Consider the following 18,338-nt stretch of genomic DNA (forward strand, 5'->3'; position numbering starts at 1 on the left):
AGCTAGCCGCAGGCTGTACTTGAGTACGGTAAGGCGACGCTGACGTGGTTTGAAGAGATTTGCGAAGAGTATTAGGACCTAGTTGAGCTAGGAACCGACAGTATCTTATATAGAATAGGAGAAGGAGATGAGTTCAGGTAAAATTGCTCAGGTTATCGGTCCCGTTGTAGACGTCTTGTTTGCAGCAGGGGAAAAACTTCCTGAGATTAACAATGCACTTGTCGTCTACAAAAATGACGAAAGAAAAACAAAAATCGTCCTTGAAGTAGCCTTGGAGTTGGGAGATGGTATGGTCCGTACTATCGCCATGGAATCAACAGATGGTTTGACTCGTGGAATGGAAGTATTGGACACAGGTCGTCCAATCTCTGTACCAGTAGGTAAAGAAACTTTGGGACGTGTCTTCAATGTTTTGGGAGATACCATTGACTTGGAAGCTCCTTTTACAGAAGACGCAGAGCGTCAGCCAATTCATAAAAAAGCTCCAACTTTTGATGAGTTGTCTACCTCTTCTGAAATCCTTGAAACAGGGATTAAGGTTATCGACCTTCTTGCCCCTTACCTTAAAGGTGGTAAAGTTGGACTTTTCGGTGGTGCCGGAGTTGGTAAAACCGTCTTAATCCAAGAATTGATTCACAACATTGCCCAAGAACACGGTGGTATTTCAGTATTTACTGGTGTTGGGGAACGTACTCGTGAGGGGAACGACCTTTACTGGGAAATGAAAGAATCAGGTGTTATCGAGAAAACAGCCATGGTATTTGGTCAGATGAATGAGCCACCAGGAGCACGTATGCGTGTTGCCCTTACTGGTTTGACAATCGCTGAATACTTCCGTGATGTGGAAGGCCAAGACGTGCTTCTCTTTATCGATAATATCTTCCGTTTCACTCAGGCTGGTTCAGAAGTATCTGCCCTTTTGGGTCGTATGCCATCAGCCGTTGGTTACCAACCAACACTTGCTACGGAAATGGGTCAATTGCAAGAGCGTATCACATCAACTAAGAAGGGTTCTGTAACCTCTATCCAGGCTATCTATGTGCCAGCGGATGACTATACTGACCCAGCTCCAGCAACAGCCTTCGCTCACTTGGATTCAACAACCAACTTGGAACGTAAGTTGGTACAATTGGGTATCTACCCAGCCGTTGACCCACTTGCTTCAAGTTCACGTGCCTTGGCACCTGAAATCGTTGGAGAAGAGCACTATGCAGTTGCTGCTGAAGTAAAACGTGTCCTTCAACGTTACCATGAATTGCAAGATATCATTGCTATCCTCGGTATGGATGAGCTTTCTGATGAAGAAAAAACCTTGGTGGCTCGTGCCCGTCGTATCCAGTTCTTCTTGTCACAAAACTTCAACGTTGCAGAACAATTTACTGGTCAGCCAGGTTCTTATGTTCCAGTTGCTGAAACTGTACGTGGCTTTAAGGAAATCCTTGATGGTAAACATGACCACCTGCCAGAAGATGCCTTCCGTGGCGTAGGTTCTATCGAAGATGTGATTGCAAAAGCTGAAAAAATGGGATTTTAAGAGGTGATCTATGGCTCAGTTAACTGTCCAGATCGTGACACCAGATGGTCTCGTCTATGATCACCATGCCAGCTATGTATCGGTTCGAACTCTGGATGGTGAGATGGGGATCTTGCCACGACATGAAAATATGATTGCGGTTTTAGCAGTTGATGAAGTAAAGGTAAAACGTATTGATGATGAAGATCACGTGAACTGGATTGCAGTAAACGGAGGCGTTATTGAAATTGCCAATAATACCATCACAATCGTTGCGGATTCTGCAGAACGTGCTCGTGATATCGATATCAGTCGTGCAGAACGTGCCAAACTTCGTGCAGAACGTGCAATTGAAGAAGCACAAGACAAACACTTGATTGACCAAGAACGTCGTGCGAAGATTGCACTGCAACGTGCCATTAACCGTATTAATGTCGGAAATAGACTATAAGAAAAAAATGAACTTGAAAATCCAAGTTCATTTTTTATGTTTTCTTAAGGAGCAAAACGGATGCAGACTGCTTCGGGAACATGGAAGTCGTTGGAGAGTTCTGCTAGACGACCATTGTCACAATTACGTTTAAAGACAGTTGCATTGTCAGAGTCTTGATGGACAGCAATGAGAAATTTTTGGTCAGGTGTCAAATCAAAATCACGTGGGGTCTTACCATGTGTTGGAACGATTTCTAGCAACTCTAAGCTACCGTCCGCAAGGATGGTATATACTGCGATAGAATCATGGCCACGGTTAGAAGCGTAGAGGTATTTACCATCTTTTGAGAGACGAATAGCAGCAGTTCCATTAAAGCCTTCGTAAGCTTCTGGTAAAGTTGAAATGACCTGCATACGTTCAAATTCGCCAACGCCATCGTAGATTAGAACCTCGATAGTACTATTGAGTTCACAAATCAGATAAGCAATTTTATAGTGGTTATGGAAAACGATATGGCGTGAGCCTGCTCCAGGCTGGCTGTGATAGGTATAGAGCTTAGATAATTTCCCTTCTTGGTCAAGGTCATAAGTGATGACTTGGTCCGTTCCCAAGTCGCAGGTCACTAGATAGTGGTCAGGTGTTAAATCTGTAAAGTGAACATGAGGAGATGCTTGATTCTCATGTGGACCTTGGCCACTGTGTTGATCTACATCACTAAGTAAAAGACTCCCATCTTCCTGACGTTTATAAACAAGTACCTGTCCTTTGTGGTAGTTGGCTGCATAGACCAAATTACGCTTTTCATCGACAGCAACATAACAGTGGGGAGCTCCCTCCTCAACGACATGATTTAACACAGTCCCGTCAGTTTGATAGGCTGCAATTCCCCCCATGTCATCCTGACTACCAACAGTGTATAAATGTTGGTGTTGGTCAAAGGCAAGGTAGGTTGGACTTGGCTCAGCTGCAAAAAGTTCTAGATTTGAAAGCTGACCAGTTTCTGTATCAAAGTCAGCCTTGTAAATCCCTTGGGAAGTACGACGTGTATAAGTTCCAAAATAAACAGTTTCTTTCATAACGTTACCTCTATATAAAGATAAGACTATTATATCACAAAAACAAGCCAAATAAAGACATCCAATTAGATGTAAGCACTTTAAAAAAAATAATTGATTGGTTTTTTGAAAAATATAATAATATTGAGATTGTTTTCCTTACTTTTCTTCTTAAAAGTGCTATAATGAATCTATCAAATTATAAAAGGAGTTTGTTTATGAAAAAACGTGTTTTCTTAGCAGCAGGAGTTGCTGTACTCTCGGCAGCAGTGCTAGTAGCGTGTTCATCTGGTAATGGTAATAAAGAAGCAACTAAACCAGCAAATAAACCAGTTACTTATGCCTATGTATTTTCATCAGATCCTTCGACTCTGGATTATACAGTTTCTGGAAATGTCAGCACTAAACAGGTCACAGGTAACGTTATTGACGGTTTGCTTGAAAATGACCAATATGGGAATCTTGTTCCATCAGTTGCAGAAGATTGGACTGTTTCCAAAGATGGTTTGACCTATACCTATAAAATCCGTCAGGGTATCAAATGGTATACCAATGAGGGGGAAGAGTATGGTGAAGTCAAGGCTCAAGACTTTGTGACTGGTCTGAAACACGCAGCAGATAAGAAATCACAGGCTCTTTATCTCGTACAGGATTCTATCAAAGGATTGGATGACTATGTAAATGGGAAAACAACAGATTTTTCTAGTGTTGGGGTAAAAGCAACTGACGATTATACTGTTGTTTATACTTTGAACCATCCAGAATCTTTCTGGAATTCAAAAACAACAATGGGAGTCCTTGCACCAGTAAATGAAGACTTTTTAGCTTCTAAAGGAGATGACTTTGGTAAACCAACGGATGTAACAAGCATTCTATACAATGGGCCTTATCTCCTAAAAGGTCTTACATCTAAGTCTTCTATCGAAATGACTAAAAACCAAAACTACTGGGATAAAGAAAATGTCTTTATTGATGATATCAAGTTATCCTTCTTTGATGGTCAAGATGCAGACTCTCTAGGACGCGGTTTTGATGAGGGACACTATCCAGCTGCACCACTCTTTAAAAACTCTGCTAACTATGAACGTCTAAAAGAAAAATACAAGGATAATATTGTGTATGGTCAACAGCGTGGAGGAGTTTTTTATATCTCAACCAATATCGACCGTGTAAATTACAATCACACTGCTAAAACAAGTGATGCAGAAAAAACTTCTACTAAGAAAGCCTTGTTAAACAAAGATTTCCGTCAAGCCTTGGCTTTTGCGGTAGATCGTAAAGCAGGGATCTCTCAAGTATTTGGTGATGAAGTAGGACCTCGTAAGTTACGGACAAGTTTCACTCCTCCAACATTTGTTCAAGTAGGAGATCAAACATTTGGTCAAGTTACTAAGACAGAATTGGATAAATTGGATAATGTCTGGAAAGATGTTAGTCTTGATGATGCCCAAGATTCACTTCATAATGTAGACAAGGCTAAAGCTAAGTTTGAAGCTGCTAAGAAAACCCTTCAAGCTGATGGAGTACAGTTCCCAATTCATTTAGATTTGCCAATTTCTTCATCAAATCCAGATTTTATTCGTCAGGTTCAGTCTTATAAACAATCCATTGAGGAAGCCTTAGGCTCTGACAATGTAGTTGTTGATATTCAACAAGTTTCTGATGACGAATTGGGAAGTATGACTACTCTAGCTACTTCCAATGCAAATACTGACTGGGATATTAATGCAGTCAGTGGTTGGACTCCAGACTTTGCAGATCCATCGACTTATCTAGATGTATTTGATCCAACTTCAGGTCCAAGTCTCCTAAGTGCTCTTGGTGTGGCACCAGGAACAGACAATCCAGTTATTAAAACAGTTGGATTGGATAAATACAAAGAACTGATTGATGATGCAAATAGTGAGAAAACAGACCTTCAAAAACGTTATTCCAAATATTCTAAGGCCCAAGCTTGGTTGTCAGATAGTGCACTTGTTATTCCAGTATACTCTGATGGTGCTCAAATGCTAGTGACGAAAATGGTTCCTGGCAGTGGTGCCGGTGGCTGGGTAGGTGACAAGACTAGTGAAAATAGCTACAAGTATCTGAAAATCCAAGATAAGATTGTCACTACTAAAGAAATGGATGAGTTCCGCAAGAAATTTGCTGATGAAAAAGGTAAATCAAACGCAGATTATCAGAAGAACTTAGACCGTCATATTCAAGACTAATCGAATCTCCTCTTTTGAGGGGATTTTTTATGTCGCTATCTCTATGTAAGCACTTTGTAAGCACTTTAAAAAAGAGTTATTTTGATTTAAAAATGGTATAATGAGAGAACAATAGAAAGGAATTATATATGGAACAAAAAGAGAAACATTTTAGCCTATCTTGGTTTTTCAAGTGGTTTTTGGATAACAAGGCCATTACGGTATTTTTGGTAACCTTATTATTGGGACTGAATCTTTTTATTTTAAGTAAGATTAGTTTTCTATTTTCACCTGTTTTGGACTTTTTGGCAGTTGTGATGTTACCAGTCATTCTGTCTGGCCTGCTATATTATTTGTTGAATCCTATAGTTGATTGGATGGAGAAGCATAAGGTTAATCGTGTTATAGCTATCACTATTGTCTTTGTCATCATCGCTCTTTTTATCATTTGGGGCTTGGCAGTAGCTATTCCAAATCTGCAACGTCAGGTTTTAACTTTTGCAAGAAATGTACCAATCTACCTTGAAGATGCTGATCGGGTTATTGATGATTTGGTAACCAAGCGTTTACCAGATGATTTCAGGCCTCAGTTAGAACAAGTTTTGACAAACTTCTCTAGTCAGGCTACAGTTTGGGCGAGCAAGGTTTCTTCTCAGGCGGTCAACTGGGTAAGCGCCTTTATTAGCGGTGCATCTCAAGTGATTGTTGCCTTGATTATCGTTCCTTTCATGCTCTTTTATCTCTTACGTGATGGGAAAGGCCTGCGTCACTATTTGACCCAATTCATGCCAACGAAATTGAAAGAACCTGTTGGACAAGTTTTATCAGATGTGAATCAGCAGTTGTCCAACTATGTTCGAGGGCAAGTGACAGTGGCTATTATTGTAGCAGTAATGTTTATCATCTTCTTCAAGATCATTGGTCTACGCTATGCGGTTACGCTGGGTGTTACTGCTGGTATTCTAAATCTGGTTCCTTATCTTGGTAGTTTCCTAGCCATGCTTCCTGCCCTAGTATTGGGCTTGATTGCTGGACCAGTCATGCTTTTAAAAGTAGTGATTGTCTTTATCGTAGAACAAACTATTGAAGGCCGTTTTGTCTCTCCATTGATTTTGGGAAGTCAATTAAACATCCATCCCATTAATGTTCTCTTTGTTTTGTTAACTTCAGGATCCATGTTTGGTATCTGGGGAGTCTTGCTCGGTATTCCGGTTTATGCCTCTGCAAAGGTTGTCATTTCAGCGATTTTTGAATGGTATAAGGTAGTTAGTGGTCTATATGAACTAGAAGGAGAGGAAGCTAAGAGTGAACAATAGTCAACAGATGTTACAGGCTTTGGAGGAGCAAGATTTAGTTAAGGCAGAGCACTATTTCGTTAAAGCTTTAGAAAATGATCCAAATGACCTTCTGTATGAGTTAGCCACCTATCTAGAAGGGATTGGTTTTTATCCTCAGGCCAAGGAAATTTACCTGAAAATCGTAGAGGATTTTCCAGAGGTTAATCTCAATCTGGCAGCTATTGCTAGCGAGGATGGTAAAATCGAAGAAGCCTTTGCTTATCTTGAGGAAATCCAAGCTGACAGTGATTGGTATGTTTCGGCTTTGCTTCTTAAGGCAGACCTTTACCAGATGGAAAGTTTGACAGATGTGGCGCGTGAGAAATTGCTGGAAGCCTTGAGCTACTCAGAGGATCCTCTCTTGATATTGGGCTTAGCAGAGTTGGATAGTGAGTTGGAAAATTACCAAGAAGCTATTCAAGGCTATGCCCAGTTAGATAATCGTACTATTTATGAGCAAACAGGTATTTCTACCTATCAGAGGATTGGCTTTGCCTATGCTCAGTTAGGGAAATTTGAAACGGCTACAGAGTTTTTAGAAAAAGCCCTGGAGTTAGAATACGATGACCTAACAGCTTTTGAGTTGGCCAGTCTTTACTTTGATCGAGAAGAATACCAAAAGGCTGTCCTCTACTTTAAGCAGCTTGATACCATTTCTCCTGACTTTGAAGGCTATGAGTATGGTTATAGTCAGGCCTTACACAAGGAGCATCAAGTTCAAGAAGCCCTGCGTATTGCTAAGCAAGGTTTGGAGAAAAATCCATTTGAAACTCGTCTCTTGCTGGCTGCTTCACAATTTTCTTATGAATTGCATGATGCTAGTGGAGCAGAGAACTACCTCCTTACTGCTAAAGAAGATGCTGAGGATACGGAAGAAATATTACTCCGTCTAGCAACTATTTATCTGGAGCAGGAGCGCTATGAGGATATTCTAGAGTTGCAAAGTGAGGAGCCAGAAAATCTCTTGACCAAGTGGATGATTGCTCGTTCCTATCAAGAAATGGACGATTTGGATACTGCCTATGAGCTTTACCAAGAGTTGGCAGGAGATTTAAAGGACAATCCAGAGTTTCTGGAACACTATATCTATCTCTTGCGTGAATTGGGCTACTTTGAGGAAGCAAAAGTCAATGCACAAGCTTACTTAAAACTGGTTCCAGATGATGTGCAAATGCAAGAATTGTTTGAGAGATTGTAAGAATATATTTTTAAAAACTGTATCTAATCATTTTTGATAGATATAGTTTTTCTTTTTTAAAGAGAATTTTTTTACAAAAATTCTTGGTTATTTAGTTTATTTATGCTATAATAGGAGCAATTATTTTTAGGAGGTGTCAGTATGTCTTATTTGTTTGAGATATTACCGAGTTTATTGAGCGGTGCAAGCATGACTTTACAGGTTTTTGCACTGGTCTTGATTTTTTCTATTCCCTTGGGCGTTTTGATTGCCTTTGCCTTGCAAGTCCATTGGAAGCTCCTCCATCATCTGATTAACATTTATATCTGGATCATGCGGGGCACACCCTTGCTTTTGCAATTGATTTTTATTTATTATGTGCTACCAAGTATTGGGATCCGTTTAGATCGCCTTCCTGCGGCCATTATTGCCTTTGTTTTGAATTATGCTGCTTACTTTGCTGAAATCTTCCGTGGGGGGATTGATACCATCCCTAAAGGTCAATATGAGGCTGCTAAGGTCTTGAAGTTTAGTCCTTTTGACACAGTGCGCTATATTATCTTGCCTCAGGTGACCAAGATTGTTCTCCCTAGTGTATTTAATGAGGTTATGAGTTTGGTCAAGGATACGTCTCTAGTCTACGCTCTAGGAATTTCAGACCTTATCTTGGCGAGTCGAACAGCTGCCAACCGTGATGCCAGCCTTGTTCCCATGTTCTTGGCAGGAGCCATTTACTTGATTTTGATTGGTATTGTGACCATTCTTGCCAAAAAAGTTGAGAAGAAATACAGTTACTATAGATAGGAGGCTGCCATGTTAGAACTACGAAATATCAATAAAGGATTTGGTGAAAAGCAAATTTTATCCAATTTCAGTCTAAAAATTCCTGAAAAGCAAATCCTGGCTATCGTTGGGCCTTCTGGTGGAGGTAAGACAACTCTCTTACGTATGCTTGCGGGTCTTGAAACCATTGATTCAGGACAAATCTTTTATAATGGAGAACTTTTAGAACTGGATGAACTAGAGAAGCGGAATTTACTGGGATTTGTATTCCAAGATTTTCAACTTTTCCCTCATTTATCAGTTCTGGACAATTTGACCTTATCGCCTATGAAGACCATGGGAATGAAGCAGGATGAGGCTGAGCAGAAGGCGCGAGGACTTTTGGAACAATTAGGACTTGCTGGTCATGCAGATGCCTATCCATTCTCATTATCAGGTGGGCAAAAGCAACGGGTGGCCTTGGCGCGTGCTATGATGATTGACCCAGAAATCATTGGCTACGATGAGCCAACTTCTGCTCTGGATCCAGAATTACGCTTGGAAGTGGAAAAACTGATCTTGCAAAATAGGGAACTTGGAATGACGCAGATTGTGGTTACCCACGATTTACAGTTCGCTGAAAATATCGCGGATCAGATTCTCAAGGTTGAGCCCAAGTAGGAGGTGCCGATGACTAATAAGAAAATTGCTTTAGTATTGGTTTCACTCCTGACTCTCTGTTTAACGGCTTGTACTCAGAAGGCTAGTGATCCAAAGCAGGATAACTGGGATAAGTATCAAGAGCAAGGCAGTATAACCATTGGTTTTGACAATACCTTTGTACCCATGGGTTTTGAAGAAAAGAATGGCCAATATACAGGCTTTGATATTGACTTAGCACAAGCTGTCTCTGAAAAATTAGGTTTTAAGGTGCAATTTCAGCCAATTGACTGGGATATGAAGGAGACAGAACTGCAAAATGGAACCATAGATGCCATCTGGAATGGCTATTCTGCCACTGATGAACGTCGAGAAAAGGTTGCCTTTAGCATTCCATATATGGAAAATCAGCAAGTTCTGGTTGCGAAGAAGGGCCAGCAAATTCATTCAGCAGAGGATATGAAGGATAAGATCTTGGGAGCCCAAGCCGGTTCCTCTGGTTATCTAGATTTTGAAGCCCAGCCAGACTTATTGAAAAATCGTGTCAAAGATCAGAAGGCTAATCAGTACCAGAGTTTTAATGAAGCCTTGATTGATTTGAAGAATGATCGAATTGATGCCTTGTTGATTGACCGAGTGTATGCTAATTACTATCTTCAGTCTGAGGGGATATTAAATGACTATAATTTCTTTTCAGCTGGATTTGAAAGTGAATCTTTTGCAGTCGGAGTTAGACCAGCTGACAAAAGATTACTACAAGCTTTAAACCAAGCCTTTATTCAACTATACCAAGAAGGAAAGTTCCAAGAGATTAGCCATAAATGGTTTGGAGAAGATGTAGCAACCAAAGAAGTGAAAAGTAGAGATTGAGTGTTTCCTCAGTCTCTTTTTGTATCGAAAAATCCTCTGGCAAATACCAGAGGATAAGTGATTATTTCATTGTTGGGAAGAGCAATACGTCACGGATAGTAGTTGTATCAGTGAGAAGCATGCAGAGACGGTCGATACCGATTCCCAAACCACCTGTTGGTGGCATACCGTATTCAAGAGCTTCAATGTAGTCATAGTCGATACCTGTTGCTTCATCGTCACCAAGTTCTTTAGCTTTAGCTTGGGCTTCAAAGCGACTAAGTTGGTCGATTGGATCGTTGAGCTCAGTAAAGGCATTACCGTACTCCTTAGTCATGATGAAGAGCTCGAAACGGTCAGTAAAGCGTTGGTCTTCAGGATTCTTCTTAGCGAGTGGAGATACAGCTACTGGATGTCCATAGACAAAGGTTGGTTGGATCAAGGTTTCTTCAACAAACTCTTCAAAGAAGGCATTGATAATGTGACCAACTTCAGTGTAGTGTTTCTCAACTGGAACTTTCTTCTCAGCAGCAATAGCTTTGGCTTCCTCGAAAGTCATATCTTGCCAGAAATCGACACCAGTAATTTCTTTAATAGCATCCACCATGTGAACACGTTTAAATGGTTCGTTAATCTTGATTTCAGTACCTTGATAGTTGACTGGACCATCACCTTTAACTGATTTAGCAGCGTGTTGGATAATGCCTTCAGTCAAGTCCATGATATCTTGGAAGTCTGCATAAGCTTGGTAAACTTCGATAGAAGTGAACTCAGGGTTATGAGTAGCGTCCATTCCTTCGTTACGGAAGATACGGCCAATTTCATAGACGCGTTCCATACCACCGACGATAAGGCGTTTCAAGTGAAGCTCAGTCGCGATACGAAGTACCATGTCAATGTTTTGGGCATTGTGGTGGGTGATAAATGGACGGGCAGCAGCACCACCAGCTTCATTGTGAAGAACAGGTGTTTCCACTTCAAGGAAACCTTTTTGATCAAGGTAACGACGGATTTCAGAGATGATTTTTGAACGAGTGACAAAGCGCTCAAAGCTTTCACGGTTAGAAATCAAGTCAAGGTAACGTTTACGGTAAATTGTTTCAACGTCTGTCAAACCGTGGAATTTCTCTGGTAGAGGACGAAGAGCCTTAGACAAGTGTGTGATGTGAGTAGCCTTGATAGAGAGTTCTCCCATATCTGTACGCATTACTTCGCCTTCGACACCAAGGAAGTCACCAAGGTCTGCTTTTTTGAAGATTTCGTAGTTTTCTTCACCGACAGCATCCTTGCGAACGTAGATTTGGATTTGACCTTCGCGGTCTTGAAGGTGGGCAAAACCTACTTTACCTTTACCACGTTTGGTTACCAAGCGTCCTGCGATAGTTGCTGTTTCATTTTTATCATGTAATTGTTCTTTATCGAGGTCAGCAAATTTATCTTTTAATTCTTGTGAATTTGCAGTGCGTTCAAAGCGTTTTCCGAAAGGATCGATTCCTTGTTCACGGAGCGCAGCCATTTTTTCACGGCGAACGATCTGCTGGTCATTTAGTTCTTCCATATGTTCTGTTGACATGGGATCCTCCTAGTTTTACTCAAAATTGAATACGATGAGTCATTTTTTGCGATACTTCCATTTTATCATAAATAAGCAAGAAATTCACGGATAATCTTTCAAAACTAAAAAGAACTTGACGCTATAATCAAGTTCTGTTATTGATAGGAAGTATCATTCCAAGTATCGAGAGTAAATGTTTCAAAATCATGGGTTTCTAGAATGGTTAGGCTGGCATTTGCTAGACCGCCATCTTTACGAAGAAGTGGTTCTTTATAACCTATAAGAGTACGAAGACTGGCAGTAAGATTGGCGCCATGACCGACAATTAGAATACGCTCAGCAGGACTATCTTTTAATGATTTGATAAATTGGATGGTCCGTTGTGTTGTGCTATAGAGGGATTCGGCGCCAAACATTTGAGTGTCAAATTGAGCAAGATTAGATCGGAAAGCCTGGATTTGTTGTGGGTAAATAGCTTCCAAGGTTGCGATTTTCAAACCTTCTAATTTCCCCAGTTGCCATTCACGAAGATTAGAAACACTTTCTAAAGGACAGGGGCTCTGGAGTTGACTTTGGATAATTTCAGCAGATTTGACCGCTCGAGGTAAATCACTTGAATATATCTGATCAAAAGGAATTTCCTTGAGATACTGGCCTAGTCGTTTTAGGGTGTCAATGGATTCAGGAAGAAGGGGAGAGTCTCCACTAGCACCTTGAAAACGACCTTCTTGGTTCCAGACAGTACGGCCGTGGCGGACAAAGTAGAGTTTCATTACTTGCTGTCCTCCAAAATATCTGCAAAGTCAGCTTTTACAAAGCTAGCTAAGTCTTGGGGAGAGACTATAATGCTGTGACCAACTTCCCCAGCGGAGACAATCATTTGATCCAAGTCTAGAGCAATTTTATCGATAAAAATGGGATAATTGTGTTTCTGACGAATTCCGACAGGATTATTGGCTCCATGAATATAACCTGTTGTCTTTTCCAAGTCCTTTTGTGGAATCATGCTCACTTTTTTATTGCCAGAAATTTTGGCTAGTTTCTTTTCAGACAAGTGTTGGGTGATAGGTACAATTCCAATAATTGGTCCTGTTTTATCTCCCAAAAGAGCCAAGGTTTTGAAAATCTGATCTCGTTCATAATCTTGAGGAAGCTCTCCTTCCAGGGCATTGATTTGAATCCCCTGATGTGGGATACCTGCTTTAGACAGGATTTGTTCCACCAATGTTTTTTTGATTTTAACTTTTTTTGCCATTATTTATACTTATCCTCCAATTGGCTCATCCAAATACCAAGCCATATTCCCAGTGCAAAGAAGAAGGCGATGATGACATACCCAACAAGAGAAAGGCCAGTGTATTGGATACTTTCAGCGTTTCCTGCATTTGGAATCAAGATCAAAAGAGTACTTGATAAGACGATTCCGATGATGAAATGATAGACGCGTGAGTGGTAGTTATTTAAGGCATAATCCATCAATTTTGAAAAAATGATGAGAGTTGCACCTGCTCCAATTCCAATTGGAAAGAAGGTTCCCAAGAGATCAAAGGTTTTAAAACCTGTCAGCATAGGAGCATAGAGGCCCAAAATCAAAAGTAGATTCGATGGACTGAGGCCAGGAACTAATACGCCAAGAGCCAGCAGTGCACCAGTTAGGACGAAACTAAGAAAGCTGGCACTTAAGGTTCCAACAACAAAATTTAAGGCATAGAGTCCTAGTCCAGAAATGATAAAGGTTGCCCAGAACCAAGCTAAATCAATCTTGTCTCGGTCAGATTCTCGAGTTGATTCTTTGAGGAGGCTAGGAACAGTACCAATAATGGCACCCGCAAAGCTCCATAATACAAAGACCTGATAATTTTCAAGCAGGTACTCAATCGGGTAGGAAAATAAGCCGATTCCCAGAAGCATACCAATGGCAACTGGTATAAAGTACAAAACATTTTCTTTAAAGTCTTTAAAGGGATGGGCCAGAAAACCAATCATTCGTTCATAAATTCCTAAGATTGCTGCTAGAACTCCTCCAGAAATTCCCGGTAGGATAAATCCAAGAGCAATTACAATCCCTTTAATAAGGCGTGCTAACCATGAGAGCATATTTTTCCTCCAACTATTTCTATTTCAAAAAATCCTTACTATATTGTATCACAATCAAACACAAAAATAAAAAGCAAATGCTAAACAAATGCTTTTAAGGTTTTAAAAAGAGTTTTCTAAAGGTTTCTTCTTTGTTTTTTAAGGAAGAGATGACGTTGATATCCAAATCGTGGTCAAAGCCAGCAATTTTTCCTTTAGAAGTGTACTGGTGGATGTCGTAATCTAAGTCCGTATTAGGTTTGCTTTCGAAAAATCCGGTATTTGAACCATAGGAAGGAATCCAAACAGAGGTAAATTTGCCTGTATCAATACTGTGTTCTTCCATGAAGTAGACACCAACGTAGATTCCGATGTTTTTAGCACCAAGTGATTCTAGCTTTGCTCGAAAGGCTTCAACACCCTCGTTCATATTGGACATGGTTTTTTCTTCCACGTCTAGCCAATAGTAACTAGGGCTGTATGGTGAAGAGGCGTTATAAAAAACTTCAGCAGCTTTTTCCATTTCTTGGACACTTTTTCCAGCTAAATAAGCATAGACACCAACTGGGACATTTCGTTTTTGAAACTCCGTGATATGGGTTTTAAAGGCCTTATCTACCCCATTAACAAAGGCAGCATCGTTCTCTTTGGACGTTTGAGCGCCACTATGGACGCGAACAATAGCTCCAGAAATGTTTTGGGACAGAGTATCGTAATTAATTTCCTCAGGACGCTGCCAACCAGAAACATCAATTACCGGTTTATCTATATTGTGTAGCGCTTGTGTTTCTACTTGCGCGATATTTGACTTTGTTTTTACAGGATGGTCCTCAAAACGAGGGCGATTCAGGATTAAAATGAAAATCATAATCCCAAAAAAACCAAATAAAATAAGCGGATTAATTTTCTTTCTCATATCTCATAATTTTACCTTAAAAATGAAAAAAAATCAAAAAAAATACTCAAAAAATGGGTTAAGGAAAGGACTTTGGAGCATTTTCTCATTCAAGGGCGCGGAATGATTTGAAATATGGTATAATAAAAGGGAATTTCTAGAGAAAAGAGAAGATTATGTCAAATTATGCCATTATTTTAGCAGCGGGTAAAGGGACTCGCATGAAATCTGATTTGCCAAAAGTTTTGCACAAGGTTGCGGGTATTTCTATGTTGGAACATGTTTTCCGTAGTGTGGGAGCTATCCAACCTGAAAAGACAGTCACAGTTGTCGGACACAAGGCGGAATTGGTTGAAGAGGTCTTGGCTGGACAGACAGAATTTGTGACTCAATCTGAACAGTTAGGGACTGGCCATGCAGTTATGATGACAGAGCCTATCCTAGAAGGTTTGTCAGGTCACACCTTGGTCATTGCAGGGGATACTCCTTTAATCACAGGTGAAAGCTTGAAAAACTTGATTGATTTCCACATCAATCATAAAAATGTGGCGACTATCTTGACTGCTGAAACAGATAATCCTTTTGGCTATGGACGAATTGTTCGTAATGACAATGCTGAAGTTCTTCGTATTGTTGAGCAGAAGGATGCTACAGATTTTGAAAAACAAATCAAGGAAATCAACACTGGAACATATGTTTTTGACAACGAGCGTTTGTTTGAGGCTTTGAAAAATATCAATACCAACAATGCTCAAGGTGAATACTATATTACAGATGTCATTGGCATTTTCCGTGAAGCTGGGGAAAAAGTTGGTGCTTATACTTTGAAAGATTTTGATGAGAGTCTTGGAGTAAACGACCGTGTGGCACTTGCGACAGCTGAGTCAGTTATGCGTCGTCGCATCAATCATCAGCACATGGTCAATGGTGTTAGCTTTGTCAATCCAGAAGCAACTTATATTGATATTGACGTTGAGATTGCTCCTGAAGTTCAAATCGAAGCCAATGTTACCTTGAAGGGGCAAACGAAAATTGGTGCTGAGACTATTTTGACAAACGGTACTTATGTAGTGGATAGCACTATCGGAGTAGGAGCTGTCATTACCAATTCTATGATTGAGGAAAGTAGTGTTGCAGACGGTGTGACAGTCGGTCCTTATGCCCACATTCGTCCAGGTTCAAGTCTAGCTGCCCAAGTCCATATTGGAAACTTTGTTGAGGTTAAAGGTTCTTCAATCGGTGAGAATACCAAGGCTGGTCATTTGACTTATATCGGAAACTGTGAAGTGGGTAGCAAGGTTAATTTCGGTGCTGGAACTATTACAGTCAACTATGACGGCAAAAACAAATACAAGACAGTCATTGGCAACAATGTCTTTGTTGGTTCAAATTCAACCATTATTGCGCCAGTTGAGTTGGGTGACAATTCTCTTGTTGGAGCTGGTTCAACTATTACCAAAGATGTTCCAGCAGATGCCATTGCGATTGGTCGTGGTCGTCAGGTCAATAAAGACGAATATGCAACACGCCTTCCTCATCATCCTAATAATCAGTAGGAGCCTATCATGGAATTTGAAGAAAAAACACTTAGCCGAAAAGAAATTTATCTTGGGCCAATTTTTAAACTGGTTCAAGATCAGGTTGAATTACCAGAAGGCAAGGGAACTGCCCAACGGGATTTGATTTTCCACAATGGGGCTGTCTGTGTTTTAGCAGTAACGGATGAACAAAAACTCATCTTGGTCAAGCAGTACCGCAAAGCTATCGAGGCTGTCTCTTACGAAATTCCAGCCGGAAAGTTGGAAGTAGGAGAAAACACAGACCCTGTCGCAGCAGCCCTTCGTGAATTAGAGGAAGAAACAGCCTATACAGGGAAGTTAGAACTCTTGTACGACTTTTATTCAGCCATTGGCTTTTGTAATGAAAAGTTAAAACTATACCTAGCAAGCGATTTGAAAAAAGTGGAAAATCCGCGTCCGCAGGATGAGGATGAAACCTTGGAAGTCCTTGAAGTGAGCCTAGAAGAAGCTAAGGAATTGATCCAATCAGGTCATATTTGTGATGCCAAGACAATTATGGCTGTACAGTATTGGGAATTGCACAAACAATAGAGGAGGTCAATATGGGTAAACCTTTATTAACGGATGAAATGATTGAAAGAGCTAATAGAGGCGAAAAAATTTCAGGTCCCCCTTTGCTAGATGATGAGGAGACCAAGATTTTACCAACCTCTTCTTCCCGTTTTGGTTATGCCAATCCTAAGGAACATGGTTTTAGCCAGGAAACCTTGAAGATTCAGGTCGAACCGTCTATTCATAAAAGCCGTCGCATTGAAAATACCAAGAGAAATGTCTTTAATTCTAAATTGAATAAAATCTTATTTGCAGTCATCTTTCTCTTGATTTTGCTTGTCTTAGCAATGAAACTTTTGTAATAGAAAAGGAATTGAAATGAAAATAGGAATTATTGCGGCTATGCCAGAAGAGCTGGCGCATCTGGTCCAGCATTTAGACAATGCCCAGGAGCAAGTTGTTTTAGGCAATACCTATCACACAGGAACTATTGCCTCTCATGAAGTCGTTCTTGTAGAAAGTGGAATTGGTAAGGTTATGTCTGCTATGAGTGTGGCGATTTTGGCTGATCATTTCCAAGTGGATGCTCTTATTAATACGGGATCAGCTGGGGCAGTGGCAGAAGGTATTGCTGTTGGGGATGTTGTGATTGCTGACAAATTAGCCTATCATGATGTGGATGTCACAGCTTTTGGTTATGCCTATGGGCAAATGGCGCAACAACCGCTTTATTTTGAATCAGATAAAACCTTTGTTTCCAAAATCCAAGAGAGTTTATCTCAATTGGATCAAAACTGGCATCTTGGTTTGATTGCTACAGGAGATAGTTTTGTTGCAGGAAATGACAAGATAGAAGCGATTAAGTCCCATTTTCCAGATGTTCTGGCTGTTGAGATGGAGGGGGCAGCTATTGCTCAGGCGGCACATGCTCTTAATCTCCCAGTCCTAGTCATTCGAGCTATGAGTGACAATGCCAACCATGAAGCAAACATCTCTTTTGATGAGTTTATTATCGAAGCTGGACGTCGCTCTGCCCAAGTCTTATTAGCCTTTTTGAAGGCCTTAAATTAAGCGAAAATTTGACAGTTTTTCTAGCTTATGATAAGATTTAAGTAAAGAAAAGCTAGAAAACGTTTCAGAGGATATTATGAGTATTGAAATGACCGTCAGTGAGATTGCAGAGGTCTTAGGATTATCTCGCCAAGCAATCAATAACCGTGTCAAAGAATTACCAGAAGAAGACACAGATAAAAATGACAAAGGGGTAACAGTTGTTACTAGAAGTGGCTTGATTAAGCTAGAAGAAATCTATAAAAAAACGATTTTTGAAGATGAGCCTGTCAGTGAAGATGTCAAGCAACGTGAACTGATGGAGATTCTGGTTGATGAGAAGAATGCAGAAATTCTTCGTCTCTATGAACAATTAAAAGCCAAGGATCGTCAGTTATCAGAAAAAGACGAGCAGATGCGTATCAAAGACCGTCAGATTGCTGAGAAAGACAAACAACTCGATCAGCAGCAACAATTGACCCTTCAAGCCATGAAGGATCAAGAAAATCTTAAGCTAGAGCTGGACCAAGCAAAAGAAGAAGTCCAATCAACTAAGAAAGGCTTTTTTGCTCGTTTATTTGGAGGATAATCAAGGAGCTGTTTAGGTTAAATGCTAACCTGATGGCTTCTTTTGTTTCTAAATAGTATAGTTGCTCAATTAATACTCAATGAAAATCAAAGAGCAAACTAGGAAGCTAGCCGCAGGCTGCTC

Annotated in this window: 19 protein-coding genes; 13 read left to right on the forward strand and 6 right to left on the reverse strand. The window is 40.4% G+C overall.

All coding sequences use genetic code 11. From position 1 onward, the window contains the following. Positions 1 to 127 precede the first annotated feature (127 nt). Together atpD and ADI58_RS06765 are read left to right on the forward strand one after the other, a co-directional pair. Positions 128 to 1,534, forward strand: coding sequence for a F0F1 ATP synthase subunit beta (gene atpD / locus ADI58_RS06760; protein WP_000094357.1), 1,407 nt, complete (start codon positions 128 to 130; stop codon positions 1,532 to 1,534). Between the two features lie 10 nt (positions 1,535 to 1,544). Further along, entirely contained in the window at positions 1,545 to 1,964 is a 420-nt protein-coding gene (locus ADI58_RS06765) for a F0F1 ATP synthase subunit epsilon (protein ID WP_000068042.1), read from the forward strand. Between the two features lie 44 nt (positions 1,965 to 2,008). Here ADI58_RS06765 and ADI58_RS06770 read toward each other — a convergent pair whose 3' ends face one another. Then, entirely contained in the window at positions 2,009 to 3,022 is a 1,014-nt protein-coding gene (locus ADI58_RS06770) for a lactonase family protein (protein WP_049521953.1), read from the reverse strand. Between the two features lie 197 nt (positions 3,023 to 3,219). Here ADI58_RS06770 and ADI58_RS06775 point away from each other — a divergent pair, with 197 nt between their 5' ends. The 6 genes from ADI58_RS06775 to ADI58_RS06800 all read left to right on the forward strand — a co-directional run bounded on the left by ADI58_RS06775 (position 3,220) and on the right by ADI58_RS06800 (position 9,999). Next, positions 3,220 to 5,214 (forward strand): peptide ABC transporter substrate-binding protein, encoded by a 1,995-nt coding sequence (locus ADI58_RS06775; protein ID WP_049521954.1) that lies wholly within the window; start codon positions 3,220 to 3,222, stop codon positions 5,212 to 5,214. A 128-nt stretch (positions 5,215 to 5,342) separates the two neighbouring features. Beyond that, positions 5,343 to 6,509 (forward strand): AI-2E family transporter, encoded by a 1,167-nt coding sequence (locus ADI58_RS06780; protein ID WP_049521955.1) that lies wholly within the window; start codon positions 5,343 to 5,345, stop codon positions 6,507 to 6,509. Continuing rightward, a complete protein-coding gene (locus ADI58_RS06785; RefSeq protein WP_049521956.1) occupies positions 6,499 to 7,728 on the forward strand; it encodes a tetratricopeptide repeat protein in 1,230 nt (409 codons plus the stop codon). Before ADI58_RS06780 ends, ADI58_RS06785 begins: the two co-directional genes overlap by 11 nt. 141 nt (positions 7,729 to 7,869) lie before the next feature. Beyond that, complete coding sequence (locus ADI58_RS06790) at positions 7,870 to 8,511, forward strand: amino acid ABC transporter permease (RefSeq protein WP_000120835.1); 642 nt, start codon at positions 7,870 to 7,872, stop codon at positions 8,509 to 8,511. A gap of 9 nt (positions 8,512 to 8,520) precedes the next feature. Next, entirely contained in the window at positions 8,521 to 9,150 is a 630-nt protein-coding gene (locus ADI58_RS06795; protein WP_049521957.1) for an amino acid ABC transporter ATP-binding protein, read from the forward strand. A gap of 9 nt (positions 9,151 to 9,159) precedes the next feature. Continuing rightward, entirely contained in the window at positions 9,160 to 9,999 is an 840-nt protein-coding gene (locus ADI58_RS06800; RefSeq protein ID WP_049521958.1) for an amino acid ABC transporter substrate-binding protein, read from the forward strand. 61 nt (positions 10,000 to 10,060) lie between these two features. On the opposite strand, the gene lysS is transcribed toward ADI58_RS06800, so the two are convergent. The 5 genes from lysS to ADI58_RS06825 form a co-directional block, all read right to left on the reverse strand. After that, complete coding sequence (lysS, locus tag ADI58_RS06805) at positions 10,061 to 11,551, reverse strand: lysine--tRNA ligase (protein WP_033676892.1); 1,491 nt, start codon at positions 11,549 to 11,551, stop codon at positions 10,061 to 10,063. A 137-nt stretch (positions 11,552 to 11,688) separates the two neighbouring features. Further along, a complete protein-coding gene (locus ADI58_RS06810) occupies positions 11,689 to 12,306 on the reverse strand; it encodes a histidine phosphatase family protein (RefSeq protein WP_033676894.1) in 618 nt (205 codons plus the stop codon). Continuing rightward, positions 12,306 to 12,788, reverse strand: coding sequence for an aminoacyl-tRNA deacylase (locus tag ADI58_RS06815; RefSeq protein ID WP_033676896.1), 483 nt, complete (start codon positions 12,786 to 12,788; stop codon positions 12,306 to 12,308). Before ADI58_RS06815 ends, ADI58_RS06810 begins: the two co-directional genes overlap by 1 nt. After that, positions 12,788 to 13,630, reverse strand: a complete 843-nt coding sequence (locus tag ADI58_RS06820; protein ID WP_049521959.1) for a DUF368 domain-containing protein — start codon at positions 13,628 to 13,630, stop codon at positions 12,788 to 12,790. Before ADI58_RS06820 ends, ADI58_RS06815 begins: the two co-directional genes overlap by 1 nt. 94 nt (positions 13,631 to 13,724) lie before the next feature. Further along, complete coding sequence (locus tag ADI58_RS06825) at positions 13,725 to 14,525, reverse strand: glycoside hydrolase family 25 protein (protein ID WP_033676900.1); 801 nt, start codon at positions 14,523 to 14,525, stop codon at positions 13,725 to 13,727. A 155-nt stretch (positions 14,526 to 14,680) separates the two neighbouring features. On the opposite strand from ADI58_RS06825, the gene glmU reads away from it, so the two are divergent. The 5 genes from glmU (at position 14,681) to rocS (ending at position 18,215) form a co-directional block, all read left to right on the forward strand. Next, a complete protein-coding gene (glmU, locus tag ADI58_RS06830) occupies positions 14,681 to 16,060 on the forward strand; it encodes a bifunctional UDP-N-acetylglucosamine diphosphorylase/glucosamine-1-phosphate N-acetyltransferase GlmU (RefSeq protein WP_049521960.1) in 1,380 nt (459 codons plus the stop codon). A 9-nt stretch (positions 16,061 to 16,069) separates the two neighbouring features. Next, the gene (locus ADI58_RS06835) at positions 16,070 to 16,615 is read left to right on the forward strand and encodes an NUDIX hydrolase (RefSeq protein WP_033676904.1); all 546 of its coding nucleotides are present in this window, start codon (positions 16,070 to 16,072) and stop codon (positions 16,613 to 16,615) included. Positions 16,616 to 16,626: 11 nt separating this feature from the next. Next, positions 16,627 to 16,938 carry a cell wall synthase accessory phosphoprotein MacP gene (gene macP / locus ADI58_RS06840; protein ID WP_000517862.1) on the forward strand — a complete coding sequence of 104 codons (312 nt, stop codon included), beginning with the start codon at positions 16,627 to 16,629 and terminating at the stop codon, positions 16,936 to 16,938. 16 nt (positions 16,939 to 16,954) lie between these two features. Beyond that, positions 16,955 to 17,647: a 5'-methylthioadenosine/adenosylhomocysteine nucleosidase gene (locus ADI58_RS06845; protein WP_049521961.1), complete on the forward strand. Its 693-nt coding sequence runs from the start codon at positions 16,955 to 16,957 to the stop codon at positions 17,645 to 17,647. A 76-nt stretch (positions 17,648 to 17,723) separates the two neighbouring features. Continuing rightward, the gene (rocS, locus tag ADI58_RS06850; RefSeq protein ID WP_000021242.1) at positions 17,724 to 18,215 is read left to right on the forward strand and encodes a chromosome segregation protein RocS; all 492 of its coding nucleotides are present in this window, start codon (positions 17,724 to 17,726) and stop codon (positions 18,213 to 18,215) included. Positions 18,216 to 18,338: the final 123 nt, after the last annotated feature.

The organism is Streptococcus mitis (assembly GCF_001074635.1).
Classification (GTDB): Bacteria; Bacillota; Bacilli; order Lactobacillales; family Streptococcaceae; genus Streptococcus; species Streptococcus mitis_E.

What these genes read in the sequence shown, in the direction of transcription:
- ADI58_RS06810 (WP_033676894.1), bottom strand. Translation starts at nt 12,306, where the DNA reads ATGAAACTCTACTTTGTCCGCCACGGCCGTACTGTCTGGAACCAAGAA.
- ADI58_RS06835 (WP_033676904.1), top strand. Translation starts at nt 16,070, where the DNA reads ATGGAATTTGAAGAAAAAACACTTAGCCGAAAAGAAATTTATCTTGGG.
- ADI58_RS06795 (WP_049521957.1), top strand. Translation starts at nt 8,521, where the DNA reads ATGTTAGAACTACGAAATATCAATAAAGGATTTGGTGAAAAGCAAATT.
- rocS (WP_000021242.1), top strand. Translation starts at nt 17,724, where the DNA reads ATGAGTATTGAAATGACCGTCAGTGAGATTGCAGAGGTCTTAGGATTA.
- ADI58_RS06825 (WP_033676900.1), bottom strand. Translation starts at nt 14,525, where the DNA reads ATGAGAAAGAAAATTAATCCGCTTATTTTATTTGGTTTTTTTGGGATT.
- ADI58_RS06790 (WP_000120835.1), top strand. Translation starts at nt 7,870, where the DNA reads ATGTCTTATTTGTTTGAGATATTACCGAGTTTATTGAGCGGTGCAAGC.
- ADI58_RS06770 (WP_049521953.1), bottom strand. Translation starts at nt 3,022, where the DNA reads ATGAAAGAAACTGTTTATTTTGGAACTTATACACGTCGTACTTCCCAA.
- atpD (WP_000094357.1), top strand. Translation starts at nt 128, where the DNA reads ATGAGTTCAGGTAAAATTGCTCAGGTTATCGGTCCCGTTGTAGACGTC.
- ADI58_RS06765 (WP_000068042.1), top strand. Translation starts at nt 1,545, where the DNA reads ATGGCTCAGTTAACTGTCCAGATCGTGACACCAGATGGTCTCGTCTAT.
- glmU (WP_049521960.1), top strand. Translation starts at nt 14,681, where the DNA reads ATGTCAAATTATGCCATTATTTTAGCAGCGGGTAAAGGGACTCGCATG.
- ADI58_RS06845 (WP_049521961.1), top strand. Translation starts at nt 16,955, where the DNA reads ATGAAAATAGGAATTATTGCGGCTATGCCAGAAGAGCTGGCGCATCTG.
- ADI58_RS06780 (WP_049521955.1), top strand. Translation starts at nt 5,343, where the DNA reads ATGGAACAAAAAGAGAAACATTTTAGCCTATCTTGGTTTTTCAAGTGG.
- ADI58_RS06820 (WP_049521959.1), bottom strand. Translation starts at nt 13,630, where the DNA reads ATGCTCTCATGGTTAGCACGCCTTATTAAAGGGATTGTAATTGCTCTT.
- macP (WP_000517862.1), top strand. Translation starts at nt 16,627, where the DNA reads ATGGGTAAACCTTTATTAACGGATGAAATGATTGAAAGAGCTAATAGA.
- ADI58_RS06815 (WP_033676896.1), bottom strand. Translation starts at nt 12,788, where the DNA reads ATGGCAAAAAAAGTTAAAATCAAAAAAACATTGGTGGAACAAATCCTG.
- lysS (WP_033676892.1), bottom strand. Translation starts at nt 11,551, where the DNA reads ATGTCAACAGAACATATGGAAGAACTAAATGACCAGCAGATCGTTCGC.
- ADI58_RS06775 (WP_049521954.1), top strand. Translation starts at nt 3,220, where the DNA reads ATGAAAAAACGTGTTTTCTTAGCAGCAGGAGTTGCTGTACTCTCGGCA.
- ADI58_RS06800 (WP_049521958.1), top strand. Translation starts at nt 9,160, where the DNA reads ATGACTAATAAGAAAATTGCTTTAGTATTGGTTTCACTCCTGACTCTC.